Source organism: Aeromicrobium sp. EU05-FHT14F07, from assembly GCF_058790455.1.
Map to the genome: position 1 here is coordinate 47,240 of NZ_JBYTCR010000013.1, position 21,254 is coordinate 68,493.

The window sequence follows — 21,254 nt, forward strand, 5'->3', positions numbered from 1 at the left end:
GTCTGGGCGAGCGGCGTCTCAGACCTGTCGGCCCACCGTGCGATAGGTGCGGTCGTGGTAGACGAGCGGCTCGCCGACGGGCCCGAGCCGTACGTCGCGCACCTCGGCGACGACGACCACGGCCTCCCCCACGGGGACGGTCGTGATCGGGACGCAGCGCAGCGACGCGACGGCACCCGGCAGCGTCGTCCCCTGCTCGTCGACCACCCAGCCCTGCTCCGGGGTGAAGCGCTCCCCTGCCGACCTGCCGTAGGCGTCGGCGACGTCGACCAGGTCGGCGGGCAGCAGGTGCACGTCGAGCGCGTCGGCCGCGACGACCACCTGGGCGGTCCGGCTGCTGGTGAGCACCGAGAACGAGAGGGCCGGTGGGTGGGCGGACACCGAGGCCACGCTCGAGGCCGTGAGCCCGACCGGGCCGTCCGGTCCGAGCGCCGTGACGACGGCGACACCCGTCGCGTGCCGTCGGAACGCGGCCTTCAGCAGCTCCGCCCGACCGTCGCCGTCGGCGCCTCCCGAGCCTCGACGGTCGTCGGCGGCGTCCGGGCGTCGTGCTGCGTCTCGTGTGTCCACGCCCTCGACCATAGGACCTCGAGCGCACTCGAGGTCAACCCACGACGCGCCGCCGCGTCCCGGCCGTCAGAGGGTCGACTGCACGCCCGCGAGGAGCTGGCGGGCCATGACGATCCGCTGGACCTGGTTCGTGCCCTCGTAGATCTGGGTGATCTTCGCGTCGCGCATCATCCGCTCGACGGGGTAGTCGCGTGTGTACCCGTAGCCGCCGAGCAGCTGGACGGCGTCGAGCGTCACCTGCATGGCGGTGTCGGACGCGAACGCCTTGGCGGCCGCACCGAAGAACGTCAGGTCGTCGTCGCCGCGCTCGGAGCGGCCCGCGGCGGCGTAGGTGAGCTGGCGGGCCGCCTCGACCTTCATGCCCATGTCGGCGAGCATGAACTGCACGCCCTGGAAGTCGCTGATCGGCTTGCCGAACTGCTGCCGCTCCTGCACGTAGCCGAGCGCGTAGTCGAGGGCGCCCTGCGCGACGCCGACGGCCTGCGCGGCGATCGTGACGCGGGTGTGGTCGAGCGTCTGCATCGCGAGCGCGAAGCCCTGCCCGACGTCGCCGATGATGCGGTCCTCGGGGATGCGCACGGAGTCGAGGTAGACCTCGCGGGTGGGCGAGCCCTTGATGCCGAGCTTCCTCTCGGGCGCACCGAAGGAGACGCCCTCGTCGGTCGCCTCGACGACGAACGCGGTGATGCCCTTGCTGCGCCTCGCCGGGTCGACCTGCGCGAGGACCGTGTAGAAGGCCGACTCGCCGGCGTTGCTGATCCAGCGCTTGGTGCCGTCGAGCACCCAGTGGTCGCCGTCGCGGACGGCCCGGGTCTTCTGGTTGGCGGCGTCGGAGCCCGCGTCGGGCTCGGACAGGCAGTAGCTGAAGCCCTCGCCCGCGGCGAGCCGCGACAGGTAGTTCTTCTTGAGGGTCTCGTCGCCGCCGAGGATGACCGGCAGCGAGCCGAGCTTGTTCACGGCGGGGATCAGCGAGCTCGACACGCAGACCCGCGCGACCTCCTCGATGACGAGGACCGTGGCGAGGGCGTCAGCGCCGGCTCCCCCGTACTCCTCGGGCACGTGGGGGGCGTGGAAGTCCGCGGCGACGAGCGCCTCGTGGGCCTCGCGCGGGTAGCGGGCCTCCTCGTCGACCTGCGCGGCGTACGGCGCGACCTTCGCCTCGGCGACGGCGCGGACGGCCTCGCGGATGGCCTGGTGCTCCTCTGACAGCACGAACATGTCGGTCACGGCTACGGCTCCGAATCCCTGGGTGAGACAACGCTCATGTTTAGTTGGACGACCTAGTAATCGTACGTCGCGACGCCACGACTCGGGCTGCCGGGTCCCGTGGGGTCGCCCACACTGGTGCCGTGACGACCCAGCGCTTCGACGGACACATCACCGGCCTCGGCACCGCGAGCGGCACACGCGTCGTGGTTGGCATCTGGGACCGCAGCCCGTACGGCGCCTTCGCCGACGCGATGGTGGAGCGGCCCGACGGCCACCGCGTCCTGCTCGCGCCGGACGAGCGGATCGCCGGCCTCGTCTCGGCGACCTACACGTTCGACGACGTCCGGGTCGTGCCCGTCGCGGTCGACGGCTGGGGCGTCCTGGCCGGTCCGCTGGAGGCGCACTGGGTCCCCGGCGCGCGCGCCCCGATCGGCTGGCTCCTGCAGGCCGTGCCCGGGCCGCTCGGACGGCTCGAGGCGTGGGCCCGGTTCTGCGACCCGATCGCGCGGCGGGTCATGCCGGGCGTGCGCACCCACGGCACCGCGGGCCACGGCCGGACGGAGTGGTACGCCGCCGCGGACGCGTGGCGCGTCGCGGCCGCGACCGTCAGCTGGGACGGCGAGGACCTCGGCCCGCTCGCCCCCGTCGACCCGCCCGTCCGCTTCGGCTTCGGCTCGGCACCCCGCACGCCCACCCTCACCCGCGTCACGTCCTTCATCCGCGACCACTGAGTCGCGTCGACCGCCTCCCCGCGGGCCGCACGGCGTCCTAGGGTGACCAACATGGGACGCATCCACGACCTCGACGAGCTGCGCGCCGTCCTCGGCGCACCGATGCCGCGCGCGGCGTCGAAGGACCGCGACCGCCTGCACCCTGAGCACGTCGCCTGGCTCGACGCGTCGCCGTTCTGCCTGCTCGCGACCTCGGGCGCCGACGGCACGTGCGACGTCTCGCCGAAGGGCGACCCCGCTGGGTCCCTGGTGCACGTCGTCGACGAGCACACGCTGGCGATCGCGGAACGGCCCGGGAACCGCCGGGCCGACGGGTACGTGAACGTGCTCACGAACCCGCACGTCGGGCTGCTGTCGGTCGTGCCCGGACGCGGCGACACGCTGCGCGTCAACGGCACCGCCCGACTGCTGCGCACCGACGACGACCCGCCGGCGTACGTCGACGCCCTCGTCGTGCGCGGGCACCGGCCGGTGCTGGTGTGCGAGGTCAGCGTCGAGCAGGTGTTCTTCCACTGCTCCAAGGCGTTCCTGCGCTCCCACCTCTGGGAGCCCGACACCTGGCACCCCGACGCCGTGCCCTCGCGATCGGAGATCGCGCACGCGCTCGAGCGCTCGGACCAGACGCTCGAGGAGGTCCGCGCCCACTACGAGGGCCCCGGCTACCAGGCGCAGCTCTACTGACGTCCGCGCCGCACCACACCAGACGGCCGGCGCGACGAAGATCACACCCGATCCCGACCATGTCACACCATTTCGACTCGCCCCGTACCCCCGGTACGAGAGACCCTGGAAGGCGCAGCAGACGTCGACCACGTCGGTGCCCCGGTGACCCCAGGAGACCTTGCGTTGAACTCGCCCACCCCCGCCACCCGCCCGTCCGCCACCCCTGAGCGCATCACGACCGACGTGCTCCTCGTGGGCGCCGGGATCATGAGCGCCACGCTCGGCTCGCTGCTGAAATCGCTGCAGCCCGACTGGTCGATGACGCTGCTGGAGCGGCTGGACCAGCCCGGCCTGGAGAGCTCCGGCCCGTGGAACAACGCCGGCACCGGGCACTCCGCGCTCTGCGAGCTCAACTACACGCCGCAGACCGCCGACGGCGGCGTCGACGTCTCGAAGGCCGTCACGGTCAACGAGCAGTTCCAGCTCTCGCGCCAGTTCTGGGCGCACGGAGTCGACAACGGGCTGCTGAAGGACCCGTCGTCGTTCATCAACCCCGTCCCGCACGTCAGCTTCGTGCGCGGCACGGAGAACGTCGACTACCTGCGCAAGCGCTACGACGCGCTCGCCGGCCACCCGCTCTTCGCGGGCCTGGAGTGGGTGCACGACCACGACGAGTTCGCCCGCCGCCTCCCGCTCATGGCCGAGGGTCGCGACCCGTCCGAGGACGTCGCGGTCAGCTGGACCGACCACGGCACCGACGTCGACTTCGGCTCGCTCACCGCGCAGCTGCTCGGCAACCTGACGAGCCAGGGCGCGGACATCCGGTACCGCCACCAGGTCAAGGGCCTCAAGCGCGACACCGACGGCACCTGGCGCGTCAAGGTCAAGGACCTCGACGACGGCCGCACGATCTGGATCTCGGCGAAGTTCGTCTTCGTCGGCGCGGGCGGTGGCGCGATCCAGCTCCTGCAGAAGGCGGGCATCGAGGAGATCAAGGGCTTCGCCGGCTTCCCGGTGAGCGGGGAGTTCATCCGCTGCCTCGACGAGACGGTCACCGCCAAGCACGAGGCGAAGGTCTACGGCATGGCCGCGGTCGGCGCGCCGCCGATGTCGGTGCCGCACCTCGACACGCGCGTCATCGGCGGGCAGCGCTCGCTGCTGTTCGGCCCCTACGCCGGCTGGACGCCGAAGTTCCTCAAGGAGGGCTCGTTCACCGACCTGCCGCTGTCGGTGCGCCCGCACAACCTCATGCCCATGGCCGCCGTCGGCGTGACGTCGTGGGGCCTCATCAAGTACCTGGTGCTCGAGCTGGCGAAGTCGCGTGGCCGCAAGGTCCAGGACCTGCAGGTCTTCGCCCCCCTCGCTGAGGAGGGCGACTGGGAGCTGATCACCGCCGGCCAGCGCGTCCAGGTGGTGCGCAAGAAGGGTCGCTTCGGCGGCTCGCTCGAGTTCGGCACCACCGTCGTCAACGCCTCGGACGGCACCATCGCGGGCCTGCTGGGCGCCTCGCCCGGAGCGTCGACCGCCGTCGCGGCCATGCTCGACGTCCTGGAGCGCTGCTTCCCCGGGCAGATCGACGCCTGGCGGCCGCAGCTCAAGGAGATCGTGCCGTCCTACGGGGTCTCGCTCGGCGACAACCCGACGCTGTACTCGGACCTGAAGACCTGGACCGACCGCTCGCTGGGCCTCACCCCCGCCTGACCGCGCCTCGCAGTCCCCACGTTTCGGTACGTCATCGCCCGTTCCGCCGCACGGAAAGGGCGATGACGTACCGAAACGTGGGGACGACGACTAGCGGTCGCGGATGGCGGCGCCCTTGGCGCGGGCCGCCTCGGCGAGCGCGTCCTGGAAGTCGAGCACGCGCTGCGTGAGCTCGGGGTCGCCGACCGCGAGGATGCGTGCGGCGAGCAGACCCGCGTTGCGGGCGTTGCCGATGGACACGGTCGCCACGGGCACGCCGGCGGGCATCTGGACGATCGACAGCAGCGAGTCCATGCCGTCGAGGTACTTCAGGGGGACGGGCACGCCGATGACGGGCAGCGGCGTGACGGCGGCCAGCATGCCGGGCAGGTGCGCGGCGCCGCCGGCACCGGCCACGATCACCTCGAGACCGCGGGTGTGGGCGTCGCGCCCGTAGGCCAGCATCTCGTCGGGCATGCGGTGCGCCGAGACCACGTCGGCCTCGTAGGCGATCCCCATCTCCTGGCAGGCGAGGGCCGCGGCCTCCATGACCGGCCAGTCCGAGTCCGACCCCATGACGATGCCCACGCGGGGCTGAGCGCTCATGCCGCCGACCCTACCGCCGGGCCTCCTCCCTCCGGGATCGTGCCGTGCTGCTGCGCTGCCCCGGCCTTCGCTGGGGGTGGTCTCCGAAGACGCGAACGCAGCATCGTGCATGCCTGGAGGGATGGGGAGACGGATCTTTCTGCGTTCGTGTCGTCAGGGCAACGCGAACGCAGAGACATCTGCGCCGACTGCCCGCTATCGGTGGATCTGCAACCGCAGAACGGCTCCTGCGGTTGCAGATCCACCGATAGGACGCGCAAACGCAGAACCTTGCCCTCAGAACACGCGAAGGAAGAATCGTGCGTCGAGGGCGGGCTCGGGCCAGACCCCGAGACCCCGGAAGGTGGAGACGTCACCGCCCGGGGGCGGGGAGCTCAGCCGTCCTGGAGGAGGGCGCCGGCGCGGCGGGCGTCGGCGAGGACGGTGTCGAGGTCGTCGCCGGTGACGGTGACGTGCCCGACCTTGCGTCCGGGCTTCACGCCCTTGCCGTAGAGGTGCACCTTGGCGTGCGGGACGGCGGCGAGCACGACGGCCTGCTGGGCCTCGAGGTCCTGCACGGCGCCGCCGAGCACGTTGACCATGACGGTCCAGGCGTGGTGCGGCGTCGTGGGGCCGAGGGGCAGGTCGAGCACGGCGCGCAGGTGGTTCTCGAACTGGCTCGTGGCGGCGCCGTCGATGCTCCAGTGGCCGGTGTTGTGCGGACGCATCGCCAGCTCGTTGACGAGCACGCGTCCGTCGGCGGTCTCGAACAGCTCGACGGCGAGCATGCCGGTGACGCCGAGCTCGGTGGCGACCCGGACGGCGACGTCGGTGGCCTCCTGCGCGAGCGCGGGGTCGAGGTCGGGCGCGGGCGCGACGACCTCCTTGCAGATCCCGTCGACCTGGGTCGACTGCACGACCGGGTAGGCGACGACCTCGCCCGAGGGGGTGCGGGCGACCTGGGCGCTGAGCTCGCGGCGGAAGTCGACGAGCTCCTCGGCGATGATCTCGCGCCCCTCGGCGAGGGCGGTGGCCAGGACCTCCGACGCCTCGTCGGCGCTGCGCACCACCCACACGCCCTTGCCGTCGTAGCCGCCGCGGGTGGTCTTGAGCACGGCCGGGTAGCCGAAGTCCTCGAGCTCCTCGAGCGCCTCCTCGACGTCGCGGGGCAGGAGCAGGAAGAGCGGGCAGGGCAGCCCGAGGACGCTCAGCCGCACCCGCATCTCACCCTTGTCCTGGGCGTAGAGCAGGGCGTCGGGCCCGGGCCGCGGGGCGTGGCCCTCGGCCTCGAGCGCCCGCAGGTGCTCCGGCGGGACGTGCTCGTGGTCGAAGGTGACGACCGGGCTGCCGGCGCAGACGGCGCGCAGGTCGTCGAGGTCGGTGTGGTCGCCGACGAGGTGGTCGGGGACGACCTGGGCTGCGGAGACGTCGGGGCCCTCGGCCAGCAGCCGGATCCGCAGGCCCAGCGCGACGGCCGGGACCTGCATCATGCGGGCGAGCTGGCCGCCCCCGACGACGGCGAGGTGCGGTGTCAGCGGCATGCTCGCAGGATATCGACCGCCACGGGCGGTGCTACCAGCGCCTGACGGTGCGCGGGCGGAACGCGCGACGCCTGCTGACCGTGATCGGCGAGACGTTCCCGAACCCGCGCAGCGGTCGCGGCGGCAGCGTCCGCATCTCGAACTCCTCGTCGGTCAGGTCGGCGGCCGTGGCGTCGTCGACGAGGACCCGGTTGCTGCGGGCGACGTGCGAGAGACGGGCGGCGAGGTTGACGGGCGGGCCGAACACGTCGCCCAGGCGGCTGATCACCGAGCCGGTGGCCAGGCCGACGCGCACGTCGGGGAGGTCGTCTCGGGAGCCGATGTTCGCCACCAGCTCCAGGGCCGTGAGCGTGGCCTCGCGCGGGTCGGGGTTGACGAAGAGGACGGCGTCGCCGAGCGCCTTGATGACGCGACCGTCCCGCGACGTGACGACGTCGGTGCACCGGGTCTCGAAGTTCTCGACCAGCTCGCCGAGGCGCACGTCGCTGAGCGTGTTGGTCATGGCCGTGAACCGGGAGAGGTCGGCGAAGCCGATGCTCATGGTGGTCGAGAGCAGCTCGGCGTCGACCGCACCGAGCGCCTCGAGCCGGCCGGCGGCCGCCGCGAGGTGGCGGCGCCAGGCGTAGAGCAGGAGCCGGTCGAACCCGGGGGCGACGTGCTCGGCGATCGCGACCGCGCTCTCGAGCCGGCTGCTCGCCCGTCCGGCCTCGACGTCGGCCTCGACCTGGTCGACGATCGTCTGCACCTCCCAGTCCGCGAGCCGGGCGAGCGTCTGGCCGAGCGCGCGCGTCATGCGGAAGATGGTGCGCTCCTCCAGCAGCCCCTCCTCGAACGCGGCGGCGGCCAGGCGCGCCGCGGCGACGTCGTGCTCGCCGTACGCGGGCACGTCGCCACTGTCGGCGAAGCCGAGCGAGCGCCAGAGCCGCTCGGCGCGCTCGAGGTCGAGCCCGGCCAGCTCGGCGACCTGCTCGCCGGTGAGCTCCATCCCCTCGTGGAGGATCAGCCGGGCGAGCTCGTCGCGCAGGTCAGACCGACTCATCGCTCCCCCGGTGCGCCGCGAACACCAGGTCGCTGACCTGGCGGTGGAAGGACTCGACGTGCGGGATGTCGCGCAGCTCGAGCCCGGCCTCCTCGCTGGCGTTGTGGATGATGAGCGTGCCGCAGCCGAGGATCCGGTCGTTGAGGTTCTTCTCGTAGGACACGTCGTTGATCCGGCTGAGGGGGATGACCCGACCCTCGCGGGTCAGGATGCCCTTCTGCTCGACGAGCCGCTGCGTGGTGAGGCTGTACGTCCAGGACAGCCAGCGCAGGAACGGCACGACGCTGCCCCACAGGACGACGACGACCGCGACCGCGACGACCGCCCACCGGACGTAGCCGTCGCCGGAGCCGCCCGCCCTGGCGGCGAGGAAGCTGCCCGCGAACGCGACGGCGAGCAGGATGACCAGCGGGACGAACAGGACCTTGACGTGGGTGCGCGTCGTGGCGACGACCTGTTCGCCGTCCATCATGAACTTGCGGGAGAGCGCCATGCGGGAATCCTCCCACGGCGCGCCCGGGGACCGGGAGGGATCGTGACGGCGGGGCGCCGCCAGGTCGGCGGTGCCGTCGTCTCAGCGGGCGGGCCGCACGTGCGTGACGTCGCCGGCGCTGATCGCGCGTCCGGCGACCACCAGGCGGCCCAGGGGGTCGACGTCGTCGGCTCGGCCGTGCAGCACCGACCCGTCGGGCAGGTCCACCTGGACGGTCGAGCCGAGCGTGACGCAACGCTCGAGGTAGTCGGCACGCAGCAGGGTCGGGTCGCCGGCACCGGCGACCCAGCGACGGTAGAGACGTTCGAGGTGGCCGAGCAGGATCTGCAGCACCACGCCGCGGTCGGTGGTGGCCGCGTCCGCGAGCGCGAAGGACGTCGCCGTGGGCACGGGCAGCTCCTCCTGCGTGAGGGTCAGGTTGATGCCGATGCCGAGCACGGCGGCCGCGCCGGCGGACCCCTCCGCCCGCTCGACGAGGATCCCGGAGAGCTTGCGGCCGTCGACGAGCACGTCGTTCGGCCACTTCAGCCCCGACACGACGCCGCAGTCGCGGGCCGTGAGGTCGACGGCGATGCCGGCCAGCAGCGGCAGCCACGTCCACTGCGGCAGCGCCACGGCGTCGGGGCGCAGCAGGACGGAGACCACCAGACCCGACCGCGGCGGCGCCTCCCAGCGTCGGTCCAGCCGCCCTCGCCCTGCCGTCTGGTGCTCCGTGGAGACGACCAGGCCCTCGGGCGCGCCCTGGGCGACCGCCGCGACGACGTCGGCGTTGGTGCTCGCGGTGCTGGTCGACACCTCGACCGCGGTCCACAGCCCCCCGTCGACGAGCAGCGCACGCCGCAGCTCCTCGACGTCGAGGAGGGGCCGGTCGGGGGTCGGCGCGGCAGGTGTCGGGGCCGGGGTCGGTGCTTCCATGCGGCAAGCCTCACACAACGCAGAAGGCCGTCCCTCGCTACTCTGACCCTCGTGAGCGAAGCAGAGATCGAAGAGCGTCCGGAGCTGCACACGACCGCGGGCAAGCTGGAGGACTTCCGGCGACGCCGTCACGAGGCCACCGTCGAGGTCGCCGAGCGTGCCGCGGAGAAGCAGCACGCCAAGGGCCGGCAGAGCGCCCGCGAGCGGATCGAGCAGCTCTTCGACGAGGGCTCGTTCGTCGAGCTCGACGCCCTCGCCCGCCACCGCTCCACCAAGTTCGGCCTGGAGAAGAACCGTCCGCTCGGTGACGGCGTCATCACCGGCTACGGCACGATCGACGGCCGCCAGGTGTGCGTCTTCAGCCAGGACTTCTCGGTCTTCGGCGGCAGCCTCGGCGAGGTGTACGGCGAGAAGATCACCAAGGTCATGGACCTGGCGATCAAGACGGGCTGCCCGATCATCGGCATCAACGAGGGTGCCGGCGCCCGTATCCAGGAGGGCGTCGTCTCGCTCGGCCTCTACGGCGAGATCTTCACGCGCAACGTGCACGCGTCGGGCGTCATCCCCCAGATCTCGATGATCATGGGCACGTGCGCCGGCGGCCACGTGTACTCCCCCGCCGTCACCGACTTCACGATCATGGTCGACGAGAAGTCGAACATGTTCATCACCGGTCCGGACATCATCAAGACGGTCACCGGCGAGGACGTCACGATGGAGGAGCTCGGCGGCGCCCGCACGCACAACACGCGCAGCGGCAACGCCCACTACCTCGCCTCCGACGAGGAGGACGCGATCGAGTACGTGAAGGCGCTGATCTCCTTCCTCCCGCAGAACAACATGGAGGAGGCGCCCGTCTACGACGAGGTCGCGGACCTCGAGCCGACGGAGACCGACCTCGCGCTCGACACGCTCATCCCCGACTCGGCCAACCAGCCGTACGACATCCGCACGGTGATGGAGGCCGTCCTCGACGACGGCGACTTCCTCGAGGTCCAGCCGCTGTTCGCGCCGAACCTCGTCATCGGCTACGGCCGGGTCGAGGGCCGCGCGGTCGGCGTCGTGGGCAACCAGCCCATGCAGCTTGCCGGCTGCCTCGACATCGACGCCTCCGAGAAGGCCGCGCGCTTCGTGCGCACCTGCGACGCCTTCAACATCCCCGTGCTGACGTTCGTCGACGTGCCCGGCTTCCTGCCCGGCACGGAGCAGGAGTGGAACGGCATCATCCGCCGCGGCGCCAAGCTGATCTACGCGTACGCCGAGGCCACCGTCCCGCTCGTCACGATCATCACGCGCAAGGCCTACGGCGGCGCGTACGACGTCATGGGCTCCAAGCACCTCGGCGCCGACGTCAACCTGTCGTGGCCCACGGGCCAGATCGCCGTGGTCGGCGCGTCGGGCGCGGTCAACATCCTCTACCGCCGCGAGGTGGCGGCGGCCGACGACCCCGAGGCCAAGCGCGCCGAGCTGATGACCGAGTACGAGGACACGCTCTGCAACCCGTACGTGGCGGCCGAGCGCGGCTACATCGACGGCGTCATCGAGCCGTCGCAGACCCGCGCGGAGGTCGTGAAGGCCCTGCGCCTGCTGCGCACCAAGCGCGAGACGCTGCCGCCGAAGAAGCACGGGAACATCCCGCTGTGATGGCCGGCGAGACGACCCCCCAGGACGAGGGGACCGAGACCACCGCGGCACCGGTGAAGCCGGTGCTGCGGGTGGTCCGCGGCGACCTGACGCCCGAGGAGCTCGCCGCCCTGGTGGCGGTCGTGGCGGCGCGCAACGCCGCCGCGGCGCACGCGGCGGCGAACGCCGCGGGCCCGAAGCCGCGCAGCGAGTGGGGCCACCCCTCCCGCGCGGCCCGCACGCCGCTGCGCGTCGGCCCCGACGCCTGGCGTCGCTCCGCCTGGGCCTGACGGCCGACGCATGCCCCTGCGCCACGAGCCCGACGTGTCCGTGGCGGACTGGGTCGTGCGTGCCGACGCGTCCTGGCCGGTGCTGGTCACACAGGGTCCGCCGGGCCTCGACGCGTACGCCACGGTCCGCTTCGACGGCGAGGACGCCGACCCCTACCGGCCCGACCCGGACGTCGTGGCGCTCGTGACGCGGCTGGCCGCGGCCCACACGTCCACGCCGGAGCGGTGCTGGTTCGCCCTCTGGGAGGGCTGGGGCGAGCTGGAGGGCGGCGGACGGGTCTACGCCGAGATGGACCCGCACCGCCTGTTCGGGCGGTTGTTCCGCCAGCCGCCTCCCCTGGAGGTCGCGCCGGCCTTCGACCGCGACGTGCTCGACGCGCCGCGTGCCGACCTGGCCGGCGAGCGCTCCTACCTGCTGTTCACCGGCGCGGTCGCCGACGTCGGCGACTGGGGCGCCCGCCCGCCGCGTCCGGGGTGGCCCGCCGACCTGCCGCAGGCGTCGTTCACCTGGCCGGAGGACCATGCGTGGTGCATCGCCTCCGACGTCGACCCCGACTGGTTCACGGTGGGGGGTCCGCGCAGCCTCGTCGACGCCGTGCTCGCCCACCCGGACCTGCGCGCCGAGCGCGTGACGCACGGCTCCCCTCCCCCCGTCTGACCCGCGCCCCATCCCCACTCCCACCCCCACCATCGGTGGACCAGCAACCGCAGGACGGCCGCAGACGTTCTCCAGCCACCGATGCCGCCCCGTACCGGCGCTGATGTTGCACATCCACCGATGGGGGGCGGGCGTCGGGCCTGCCACGATGGGCGCATGGTGCGCATGGTCCTGGCCTCCCAGTCCCCCGCCCGGCTCGCGACGCTGCGGGCGGCGGGCATCGAGCCGGAGGTGGTGGTCTCCGGGGTCGACGAGTCGCAGGTGACGACCCACGACGCCGCCAACCTGGCGGCCGCCCTCGCGCAGCTGAAGTGCCGCGCCGTCGCGTCCGGCGTCGACGACCCCGACGCGCTCGTCGTGGGCTGCGACTCCGTGCTCGCGTTCGAGGGCGAGATCCTGGGCAAGCCGGGCGACGCCGACACCGCGCGCGCCCGCTGGCGGCGCCTGCGCGGACGGTCCGGGGTGCTGCACACCGGCCACTGCGTGCGCCGGGGCGGGCGCGAGGTCGTCGACAGCGCGTCGACCGTCGTGCACTTCGCCGACGTCAGCGACATCGAGATCGACGCCTACGTGGCCACCGGCGAGCCGCTGCACGTGGCGGGCGCCTTCACGATCGACGGCCTCGGCGGCGCCTTCGTGCGCGGCATCGAGGGCGACCACCACTGCGTGGTCGGGATCAGCCTGCCGCTGCTGCGCGACCTCGTCGCCGACCTCGACGTCGTCTGGACCGACCTCTGGAACCGACCCCTCGACTGACCAGGTCACGCGATCCGGTCCTCGACGGGCCCGGCACGTGGGACCATGGGTGATGCCCACCTCGCGCCGCCACCACGCGTCCAGCCCGTTCCAGCGTCCGGCCGAGGTGCCGGACGAGGTCTACGAGGTCGACGCGCGCGTCAGCCACGACACCTGGGGCCTCGGACGCATCGTCAGCCTCCAGGGCACCCGCTCGGCCCAGGTCGACTTCGGCGACCAGGTGCGGCACGTGCCGCTGCCCTGCCGCGCCCTGGTCACCCTCTGACGCTGCCGCGCCACGGCCGTCACTCGACGGGCAGGCCCAGGCCGCGGGCGATCAGCATGCGCTGCACCTCGCTCGTGCCCTCGCCGATCTCGAGGATCTTCGCGTCGCGGTAGAAGCGCGCCACCGGGTACTCCTCCATGAAGCCGTACCCGCCGAAGACCTGGGTGGCGATCCGGGTGCCGGTGACCGCCGCCTCCGTCGAGTACAGCTTCGCCACCGACGCGGCCTGCTTGACGACGGCGTACGGCGCGCCGGCGTCCTTCAGCCCGGCCGCCCGGTAGGTGAGGGCGCGCGCACCCTCCAGCAGCACGGCGAGGTCCGCCACCTGGAACGCGACGCCCTGCTTCGCCCCGATCGGGACGCCGAAGGTCTGCCGCTCGCCCGCGTACTGCACGCAGAGATCCAGGCAGGCCTGCAGGCAGCCCACCGACAGCGCGGAGATCGCGATGCGTCCGTCATCGAGGGTCGCCAGGAACTGCGCGTAGCCCCGTCCGCGCTCCCCCAGCAGGTGGTCGGCGGGCACCCGCGCCCCCGTGAACGTCAGCGGGTGGGTGTCGGAGATGTGCCAGCCGAGCTTGTCGTAGGCCGGCTCGGCGACGAATCCCGGCGTCCCGGCCGGGAGCATGATCGCCGAGATCTCGGGGCGCCCGTCGGCGCGCTCGCCCGTGCGTGCGGTCACCGTGACGACCGACGTCAGCTCGTTGCCGGAGTTCGTGATGAACTGCTTCGCGCCGTCGACCACCCAGGTGTCGCCGTCGAGCACGGCCCGCGTTCGGGTGGCGCCGGCGTCGGACCCCGCGCCGGGCTCGGTGAGCCCGAAGCCGGCGAGCGTGCGCCCGGCCACCAGGTCGGGCAGCCAGCGCTCCTGCTGCTCCGGCGTGCCGTAGGCGACGATCGGGTTGATGCCGAGACCGACCCCCGCCTGCAGCGTGATGCCCATGGACTGGTCGACTCGGCCCAGCTCCTCGATCGCGACGCACAGGCTCGTGAAGTCGCCGTCGGCGCCGCCGACGGCCTCCGGCGCCGTGAGGCCGAACAGCCCGATGTCGCCCATCGCGCGCACGACGTCGACCGGGAAGTGGTGGTCGCGGTCCCACTGCGCCACGTGCGGTGCGATCTCGGCCTCCGCGAACTCCCGCACGGTGCGTCGGAAGTCCTCGTGCTCGCGGGAGAGACCTGTCATCGATGCGGCGACCATGGCGCGAGCCTAGCACCGTCGGTTAACGGTCGTTAACCTGTGCGGAGGGGACACCACGCCCCCGGCGTGACGTACCTCATCCGGCCGCGACCGCGCGCTCCCCCTAGACTCAGCACGCGGTGCGGCCCCCCGCCCAGCCTGTCCATCCCGAGGAGAGTGTTCGTGAGCAAGCCCCTGCAGAAGGTCCTGATCGCCAACCGTGGCGAGATCGCGGTCCGCGTCATCCGAGCCTGCAAGGACGCCGGCATCGGCAGCGTCGCCGTCTACGCCGAGCCCGACCGCGACGCGATCTTCGTGCGCATGGCCGACGAGGCCTACTCGCTCGACGGCGCGACCCCGGGCGACTCCTACCTCTCCATCGAGAAGATCATCGCCGTCGCGAAGCGCTCAGGCGCCGACAGCGTGCACCCCGGCTACGGCTTCCTCGCCGAGAACGCCGACTTCGCCCAGGCGGTCATCGACGCCGACCTCGTCTGGATCGGCCCGCCGCCCTCGGCCATCGACGCCCTCGGCGACAAGGCCAAGGCCAAGCAGATCGCCGAGCGCGCCAACGCGCCGCTCGCGCCCGGCACCAAGGAGCCCGCGAAGGACGCCGACGAGATCGTCGCCTTCGCCGAGGAGCACGGCCTGCCCGTCGCGATCAAGGCCGTCTTCGGCGGCGGCGGACGCGGCCTGAAGGTCGCCCGCACGATCGAGGAGATCCCCGAGCTCTTCGAGTCGGCCACGCGCGAGGCGGTCGCCGCCTTCGGCCGCGGCGAGTGTCTCGTCGAGAAGTTCCTCGACAAGCCCCGCCACGTCGAGACCCAGTGCATCGCCGACCAGCACGGCAACGTCGTCGTCGTCTCCACGCGCGACTGCTCGCTCCAGCGCCGCCACCAGAAGCTCGTCGAGGAGGCGCCCGCGCCGTTCCTGACCGACGACCAGCTCAAGCGTCTGTACGACTCCTCCAAGGCCATCCTCAAGGAGGCCGGCTACTACGGCGCCGGCACCTGCGAGTTCCTCGTCGCCCGCGACGGAACCATCAGCTTCCTCGAGGTCAACACCCGCCTCCAGGTCGAGCACTGCGTCTCCGAGGAGGTCACCGGCATCGACCTCGTGCGCGAGATGTTCCGCATCGCCGCCGGCGAGGAGCTCGGCTACGGCGACCCCGAGATCATCGGCCACTCCATCGAGTTCCGCATCAACGCCGAGGACGGCGGCCGCGGCTTCCTGCCCGCCCCCGGCACGCTCACGACGTGGGCGCCCCCGTCGGGCCCCGGCGTCCGCCTCGACGGCGGCTACGAGGAGGGCCAGACCGTCCCCGGAGCCTTCGACTCCCTCGTCGCCAAGCTGATCGTCACCGGCCGCACCCGCGAGCAGGCCATCGAGCGCTCGCGCCGCGCGCTCGACGAGTTCGTCGTCGAGGGCATGCCGACCGTCATCCCGTTCCACCGTGACGTGCTCGACAACCCCGCCTACAACGCCTTCCCGACCGCGGACGGCGAGGGCTCGTTCGACGTCTACACGACGTGGATCGAGACCGACTACGACAACCAGCTCGAGCCCTACAGCGGCCCGACGGAGACCGACGAGCCCGGCGAGCGCGAGCGCGTCGTCGTCGAGGTCGCCGGCAAGCGGGTCGAGGTCGTCCTGCCCGGCGGCCTGGGCGCCGTCGCCGCCTCCGGTGCCGCGGGCGGCGCCAAGAAGCCGAAGCGCAAGGGCGGCAAGGCCGCCGGCGCCGCTGCCTCCGGCGACTCGCTCACCTCGCCCATGCAGGGCACCGTCGTCAAGGTCTCCGTCGAGGAGGGCCAGGAGGTCGCCGCGGGCGACACCGTCCTCGTCATCGAGGCCATGAAGATGGAGCAGCCCATCACCGCGCACAAGGCGGGCACCGTCACCGGGCTCTCCGCCGAGATCGGCGCCACCATCGGCGCCGGCGAGGTCGTCGCGACCATCGCCGACGCCCCCGCGGCCGAGTAGCACCGCCGCCGAGCAGTCCTGCACCACCACCGACGCCGGTGGTCCACCCCTCGGGGCGGGCCACCGGCGTCGTGCTGTGCTGTGCTGGTTCGACGGTCAGGGGGCGACGGGCGGCACCTCGGCGGGCGCCTGGGTGTCCACCTCGCCGTACGCCACGCCGGCGGCCCACACGAGCAGCACCGTCACGACCCAGGCCACCGGACCGTGCAGGTCGAAGCCGTCACCGGGCACCAGGGCGTCGGTGAGGACCAGGGCCACCGCCGTGAGCACGAGGCCGCCGAGCACGGCCGACGGACGCGCGAGCCGCGGCGCGAGCGTGGCGGTCGCGCGACGCAGCGCCACGGCCAGGACCGTGAAGACGAGGACCGCCACGAGCAGCCCGCCGAGCCGGACGGAGAACCCGTCGAGGACGGCGGCGGCGAGCCCGAGGGACGCGACGTTCGCCAGGGCCGCGAAGCCGAGGGACCGGAGGATCGACAGCATGTCGAGCAGTATCGCCGACTCCCTCGGACGTCCCGGAACCGGTGCCCCGCCGTCGCCGCCCGCAGGCGACGACGGCAGGAGCGCCGGGCTCAGCCGAGGCGGAAGTAGTGCGACTTCAGGCCGAGCGCGAAGCGCAGGTCGGGTCCGGAGACCGTCTGCGTGCCCTTCGAGCCCGTCAGGCGGATCGAGACGACCCGACCCTTCCAGTCGCCCGTGCCGTCACGCTGCGTGACGGTCAGGCTGCGCAGCGTGCCGACCTTCGGGAACGCCCGCTCGATGCTCGCGGCCTTCACCACGACGCGCCACGACCGGTTGGCGTTGCCCGACCAGCCGTCCCACGGGTCGAGGTGCGCCTTGAGGTACGGCGCGCTGCCGGGTGCCGACGCCCCGCCCGAGGACGACGAGTACTGCGTCAGGGCCGGCTTGCCCTGGTAGGTGAGGATCGAGCCGCGCGTCGCAGCGACGGCCTTGTCGGTGTTCGCGGTCTCCCCGCTCAGGCCCTTGAACACCTGGCACGAGGTCGTGTCGCACACGTCGTAGTAGCGCGACGGCATCAACGTGCGCACCGCGTACGTCCGCGCCGCCACGGCCTGCGCCTTGAGCGCCTCCTGCTGCCAGCTCGACGGCATCTCCGAGGCGACGACGCCGCGCGTGTAGTCGTCCAGCGACAGCACGTTGACCGTCTTGCGGTCCTTCGCACCCGACGCGGGCAGCGCCGACCGGATCGCCGTGCGGTACTCGCGCACCGAGCCGTTCGGCAGGACGAGCCCGAGCGACGGCGCCTGGAACTGGGCGGAGCCGCGCCAGATCCGGTCGCGGAAGACTCGCCAGCGCGACCCTGCCCGGTACTCCAGCACCGACTTCGTCGCGTCGGCCGTGCTGACGCGGATGCGCCAGTTGGTGATCGGCGTGCCCGACGACGACGTCGGCAGCGTGGTGCCGCTGCTGGAGGCCAGCGTGCGGAAGACCAGGCCCGACCGCGCCCGGACCGTCACCGTCGACGACGTGGCGTCACCCATCAGCACGCGGATCGAGCCGCTGCGCTGCGCGAGCGAGGTGCCCGGGTAGTAGGACGCGAGGATCTGCTTGAACGTCTTGCCGCTGCGCGCCGCGCCCTGCGCGCCGTACTGGCTCATGCCGATCCCGTGGCCGAAGCCGCGACCGTTGATGACGACCGAGCGGTCCTTCGGCACGGTCAGCTGGTCCGGGCTCGAGCCGTTCTTGTACCAGGTGCTGACGGTGCGCGAGCCCTCCGAGTACTCCATGTAGCCCTTCGCGAACGTCACCCGCTGGTAGCCGGTGCGGTCGCGACGCACGGTCGAGGTCGGCGCGCCGAGCGGGCCCGAGGCGCCCTTCACGGACTTGTAGGACTCGAACATCGGACCGTAGATGGCGTAGGCCTTCGTCGCCGAGCCGGTGCCGACGATGTAGACGCTGCCCTTCTGGAACCGCTGGTACTTGACGTTCGCGTCACCGGTGCTGCTGCGGCTGCTGACCGGGAAGCCGAGGCGGCCGCCCTGCTCGCCCGTGCGGTGCCACTCGCGGCGCACGACGCTGGTCACCGAGAACGCCCCGGCGGCCTTCGTCCAGAGCAGGTCCATGTTCTGGTAGATCGCCCGACGCTGGACGGAGTTGCCCCACTCCTTCTTGACGAGCTTGCCGAGCTTCTCGCTGCCGATCGCGGCGGCGAGGGACTTGATGTCCTTGCCCGAGGTCGGCGTGCTGGTCGGCGGCGTCGGCGTGGTCGGCGTCGACGACCCGGCGAGACGTCGGGCCACCTCCTGGCGCAGACCGCTGGAGCCGGACGACGTCACCCACGCGTAGGCGACGGCGCCGGGGCACTCGGTGGACAGGACGTCGCGGTGGCCGACGATGCGGTTCAGCCGCAGGCCGCCCAGCGAGTAGGTGCCCGTGGCCTTCAGCTTGGCCAGCGAGAAGCGCCACGCGACGAGGTCGGCGACGGCCTTCTTGGTGGCGGCCGTCGGCGCGACCTTGGAGTAGGTGCCCATCATCGAGATGCCCACGGTGCGCTCGTTGACCGGACCGTTGCCGGAGTGGGCCGCGCGGACCTGCTTGGCGATGCCGCCGCGACGTCCCTCGAAGATCTGGCCGTACTTGTCGACCAGGAAGTTGTAGCCGATGTCGCACCAGCCGCGAGCGCCCGTGTGGTACGCCTGCGTCGCCCGGACGATGCCGGCCGACTGGGCCTTCGTGTAGTCGTTCGAGCCTGCGGTGTGGTGGATGACCGCACCCAGCGTCGACGCGCCGTACACCGGCGCGGAGCACTCGTTGCCCTTCGTCGGGCCCTTCGCGCCCCACGAGGAGCGCGAGATGATCTTCGGCTGCCCGACGGTCGCGGCGGCCGGGGCGACGTCGCTGCCGCGGCCCGGGTCGATGGTGGCGACCTTCAGGTCCGCCGGACGCTGGCCGCTGGGCGACGTGACGCGCACGGCGACGCCGTCGGCGGAGCCGACCCACAGCGGGTCCGTCCCGGCGCGGCCCACCTCGGGGCCGGCGTCGGCCTCGGCGTCGCGGTCGGTGTCGAGCGTCTGGAACGTGCTCCACCGCCCGTCCTTGCGCAGCGCGACCTTGACGTCGAAGTCCTCGCCGCCGCGCGCCCAGGTGACGCCGACCATCGAGAACGGGCGCACGGTCGTGCGCGGCAGGGTGGCGACCTCGTCGGTCCCGGTCTTCTCGGGCGCAGTCTTCTCGGGCGCAGTCTTCTCGGGTGCGGTCGTCGCCGGCGGGACGGCCTGCTGGCGGACCTCGCTGCGCTCCTGCGCGGAGGGGCTGGGCGACGGCGTCGCCGCGGGGGCTGCGGAGGCCGCGGGGACGTCGGGGGCCGGCGTCGCCGGGACGTCGAGCTCGTGCAGCGTGGCCGGTCGCGGAGCCGCCGCCTGCGACGTCTGGGTCGGGGCGGTGTCGGGCGTGGCGACGAGGGCGGCCACCGCGACGGCGGTGACGACGGCGAACGGGAAGGCTCGCCGGACCAGGGTCCAGAAGCGCATGTGGGGAAGTCCGATCCTGTGACTCATGGGGCGGATGTGACGATGGTGCTGGGCTACTGCATCACACATCCGGCGCGATATCCACCGGAGTCGACGAACTACACGAATGTCATTTCCGCAGGTCAGCGGGGGTGCAGGCTCCGTGCGGCCTCGGCCACGGACCCCGACATCGACGGGTAGACCGTGAACGCGTCGGCGACCTGGTCGACGGTCAACGAGGCGGACACGGCGAGGGAGACGGCGTGGATGAGCTCGCTCGCCCTCGGCCCGACGACGACGCCGCCCACGACCACACCCATCCCCCGACGCGAGAACAGCTTCACGAAGCCGTGCTTGACGCCCTGCATCTTGGCGCGGGCGTTCGTCGCGAGCGGGAGCATGACGACGTCGACGTGCAGCCCGGCCTCGTCGATCGCCCGCTGCGAGAGGCCCACCGTGGCGATCTCCGGCGAGGTGAAGATGTTGCTCGAGACCTTCTGCAGGTCGAGCGGGTGCACGGCGTCGCCGAGCAGGTGGGCCACGGCGATCCGGCCCTGCTGGGCCGCGACCGAGGCCAGCATGAGCACGCCGGTGCAGTCGCCGGCGGCGTAGACACCCGGGACGCTGGTGCGCGAGACGCGGTCGACGCGCACGAAGCCGGCGTCGTCGAGCGCGACGCCGACGTCCTCCAGGCCGAGGTCGGCGGTGTTCGGGATGGAGCCGAGCGCGAGCAGGCAGTGCGACCCGACGACCTCGCGGCCGTCGGTCAGCGTGACGACCACCTGGTCGCCCTCGCGACGCACCGAGGCCATGCGCGACTGGCCCATGACCGTCATGCCGCGCTCGCGGAAGACGTCCTCGATGAGCTCGGCGGCGTCCTCGTCCTCGCCCGGGAGGACGCGGTCGCGGCTGGACACGAGCGTGACGTGCGCGTCGAGGCCGTTGTAGGCGCTCGCGAACTCGGCGCCCGTGACGCCGGAGCCGACGACGATCATGTGCTCGGGGATCTCGCGGAGGGCGTAGACCTGCTCCCAGGTGAGGATGCGCTCGCCGTCGGGCCGCGCGTCGGGGCTGACCCGCGGGTGGGCGCCCGTCGCGAGGATGACCGCGTCGGCCTCGACGACCCGGCTGGGGCCCGTCGTGTCCTGGTCCGAGGCACCCGCCTCGACGACCTCGACCTCACGGGCCGAGCGCAGGCGGGCCGTGCCGCGGACGACCTCGATGCCCTCGCGGTCGAGCCGTCCGGCGATGTCCGCCGACTGGGCCAGCGCGAGCCGCAGCACCCGGTCGTTCACCGCGGCGAGGTCGGCCCGGACGTCGCGAGGCACCTCCACGCCGAGCTCCGCGGACGACTCGACCTCGGTGAGGAGGTCGGACGTCGCGATGAGGGTCTTGCTGGGGACGCAGTCGGTGAGGACGGTCGAGCCGCCGAGGCCGTCACGCTCCACCACGGTGACCTGCGCCCCGAGTCGCGCGGCGACGAGAGCCGCCTCGTAGCCGCCAGGTCCGCCACCGATGATCACCACGTGCGTCACCTCGCCATCCTCTCACCGCGGAGGCTCCGCACGGCAGCCGGGCGCGGCTCGCCAGGGAGGTGCCCGACCCCCCT

The 21,254-nt window shown here is 72.6% G+C and carries 20 protein-coding genes; 9 read left to right on the plus strand and 11 right to left on the minus strand.

The window, feature by feature from the left end; all coding sequences use genetic code 11:
- Nucleotides 1–18: 18 nt before the first annotated feature.
- Together AC3WRM_RS12310 and AC3WRM_RS12315 are read right to left on the minus strand one after the other, a co-directional pair.
- Nucleotides 19–570, minus strand: a complete 552-nt coding sequence (locus AC3WRM_RS12310; RefSeq protein ID WP_492247010.1) for a flavin reductase family protein — start codon at nt 568–570, stop codon at nt 19–21.
- 66 nt (nt 571–636) lie between these two features.
- Complete coding sequence (locus AC3WRM_RS12315) at nt 637–1,788, minus strand: acyl-CoA dehydrogenase family protein (protein WP_492247084.1); 1,152 nt, start codon at nt 1,786–1,788, stop codon at nt 637–639.
- 131 nt (nt 1,789–1,919) lie between these two features.
- Between AC3WRM_RS12315 and AC3WRM_RS12320 the strand changes: the two genes are divergently transcribed.
- The 3 genes from AC3WRM_RS12320 (at nt 1,920) to AC3WRM_RS12330 (ending at nt 4,874) form a co-directional block, all read left to right on the plus strand.
- A complete protein-coding gene (locus AC3WRM_RS12320) occupies nt 1,920–2,510 on the plus strand; it encodes a hypothetical protein (protein WP_492247011.1) in 591 nt (196 codons plus the stop codon).
- 51 nt (nt 2,511–2,561) lie between these two features.
- On the plus strand, nt 2,562–3,191 hold the full coding sequence (locus tag AC3WRM_RS12325; RefSeq protein WP_492247012.1) for an MSMEG_1061 family FMN-dependent PPOX-type flavoprotein: 630 nt from the start codon (nt 2,562–2,564) through the stop codon (nt 3,189–3,191).
- A gap of 165 nt (nt 3,192–3,356) precedes the next feature.
- Entirely contained in the window at nt 3,357–4,874 is a 1,518-nt protein-coding gene (locus AC3WRM_RS12330; protein ID WP_492247013.1) for a malate:quinone oxidoreductase, read from the plus strand.
- A gap of 90 nt (nt 4,875–4,964) precedes the next feature.
- Here the strand turns inward: AC3WRM_RS12330 and purE are convergent, their stop codons facing one another.
- From purE to AC3WRM_RS12355, 5 genes are all read right to left on the minus strand, one after another.
- Nucleotides 4,965–5,570: a 5-(carboxyamino)imidazole ribonucleotide mutase gene (gene purE, locus AC3WRM_RS12335; RefSeq protein WP_492247014.1), complete on the minus strand. Its 606-nt coding sequence runs from the start codon at nt 5,568–5,570 to the stop codon at nt 4,965–4,967.
- Between the two features lie 263 nt (nt 5,571–5,833).
- Nucleotides 5,834–6,979 (minus strand): 5-(carboxyamino)imidazole ribonucleotide synthase, encoded by a 1,146-nt coding sequence (locus tag AC3WRM_RS12340; RefSeq protein ID WP_492247015.1) that lies wholly within the window; start codon nt 6,977–6,979, stop codon nt 5,834–5,836.
- 31 nt (nt 6,980–7,010) lie between these two features.
- On the minus strand, nt 7,011–8,018 hold the full coding sequence (locus AC3WRM_RS12345; protein WP_492247016.1) for an adenylate/guanylate cyclase domain-containing protein: 1,008 nt from the start codon (nt 8,016–8,018) through the stop codon (nt 7,011–7,013).
- On the minus strand, nt 8,005–8,511 hold the full coding sequence (locus tag AC3WRM_RS12350; RefSeq protein WP_492247017.1) for a PH domain-containing protein: 507 nt from the start codon (nt 8,509–8,511) through the stop codon (nt 8,005–8,007). The genes AC3WRM_RS12345 and AC3WRM_RS12350 overlap by 14 nt, the downstream gene beginning before the upstream one ends.
- 81 nt (nt 8,512–8,592) lie before the next feature.
- On the minus strand, nt 8,593–9,426 hold the full coding sequence (locus AC3WRM_RS12355) for a biotin--[acetyl-CoA-carboxylase] ligase (RefSeq protein WP_492247018.1): 834 nt from the start codon (nt 9,424–9,426) through the stop codon (nt 8,593–8,595).
- Nucleotides 9,427–9,477: 51 nt separating this feature from the next.
- Between AC3WRM_RS12355 and AC3WRM_RS12360 the strand changes: the two genes are divergently transcribed.
- From AC3WRM_RS12360 to AC3WRM_RS12380, 5 genes are all read left to right on the plus strand, one after another.
- Nucleotides 9,478–11,070, plus strand: a complete 1,593-nt coding sequence (locus AC3WRM_RS12360) for an acyl-CoA carboxylase subunit beta (RefSeq protein ID WP_492247019.1) — start codon at nt 9,478–9,480, stop codon at nt 11,068–11,070.
- On the plus strand, nt 11,070–11,339 hold the full coding sequence (locus tag AC3WRM_RS12365; protein ID WP_492247020.1) for an acyl-CoA carboxylase epsilon subunit: 270 nt from the start codon (nt 11,070–11,072) through the stop codon (nt 11,337–11,339). Before AC3WRM_RS12360 ends, AC3WRM_RS12365 begins: the two co-directional genes overlap by 1 nt.
- Before the next feature lie 10 nt (nt 11,340–11,349).
- The gene (locus AC3WRM_RS12370) at nt 11,350–11,997 is read left to right on the plus strand and encodes a hypothetical protein (protein ID WP_492247021.1); all 648 of its coding nucleotides are present in this window, start codon (nt 11,350–11,352) and stop codon (nt 11,995–11,997) included.
- Between the two features lie 156 nt (nt 11,998–12,153).
- Nucleotides 12,154–12,753: a Maf family protein gene (locus AC3WRM_RS12375; RefSeq protein WP_492247022.1), complete on the plus strand. Its 600-nt coding sequence runs from the start codon at nt 12,154–12,156 to the stop codon at nt 12,751–12,753.
- Between the two features lie 52 nt (nt 12,754–12,805).
- Nucleotides 12,806–13,018 carry a hypothetical protein gene (locus AC3WRM_RS12380; RefSeq protein WP_492247023.1) on the plus strand — a complete coding sequence of 71 codons (213 nt, stop codon included), beginning with the start codon at nt 12,806–12,808 and terminating at the stop codon, nt 13,016–13,018.
- Between the two features lie 19 nt (nt 13,019–13,037).
- Here AC3WRM_RS12380 and AC3WRM_RS12385 read toward each other — a convergent pair whose 3' ends face one another.
- Nucleotides 13,038–14,216 carry an acyl-CoA dehydrogenase family protein gene (locus AC3WRM_RS12385; RefSeq protein ID WP_492247024.1) on the minus strand — a complete coding sequence of 393 codons (1,179 nt, stop codon included), beginning with the start codon at nt 14,214–14,216 and terminating at the stop codon, nt 13,038–13,040.
- Nucleotides 14,217–14,372: 156 nt separating this feature from the next.
- On the opposite strand from AC3WRM_RS12385, the gene AC3WRM_RS12390 reads away from it, so the two are divergent.
- Entirely contained in the window at nt 14,373–16,175 is a 1,803-nt protein-coding gene (locus AC3WRM_RS12390) for an acetyl/propionyl/methylcrotonyl-CoA carboxylase subunit alpha (RefSeq protein WP_492247025.1), read from the plus strand.
- A gap of 96 nt (nt 16,176–16,271) precedes the next feature.
- Here the strand turns inward: AC3WRM_RS12390 and AC3WRM_RS12395 are convergent, their stop codons facing one another.
- The 3 genes from AC3WRM_RS12395 to AC3WRM_RS12405 form a co-directional block, all read right to left on the minus strand.
- Nucleotides 16,272–16,658 carry a hypothetical protein gene (locus tag AC3WRM_RS12395; protein WP_492247026.1) on the minus strand — a complete coding sequence of 129 codons (387 nt, stop codon included), beginning with the start codon at nt 16,656–16,658 and terminating at the stop codon, nt 16,272–16,274.
- A gap of 89 nt (nt 16,659–16,747) precedes the next feature.
- On the minus strand, nt 16,748–19,693 hold the full coding sequence (locus tag AC3WRM_RS12400; protein WP_492247027.1) for a SpoIID/LytB domain-containing protein: 2,946 nt from the start codon (nt 19,691–19,693) through the stop codon (nt 16,748–16,750).
- A 95-nt stretch (nt 19,694–19,788) separates the two neighbouring features.
- Nucleotides 19,789–21,180 (minus strand): NAD(P)H-quinone dehydrogenase, encoded by a 1,392-nt coding sequence (locus tag AC3WRM_RS12405; RefSeq protein WP_492247028.1) that lies wholly within the window; start codon nt 21,178–21,180, stop codon nt 19,789–19,791.
- Nucleotides 21,181–21,254 lie beyond the last annotated feature (74 nt).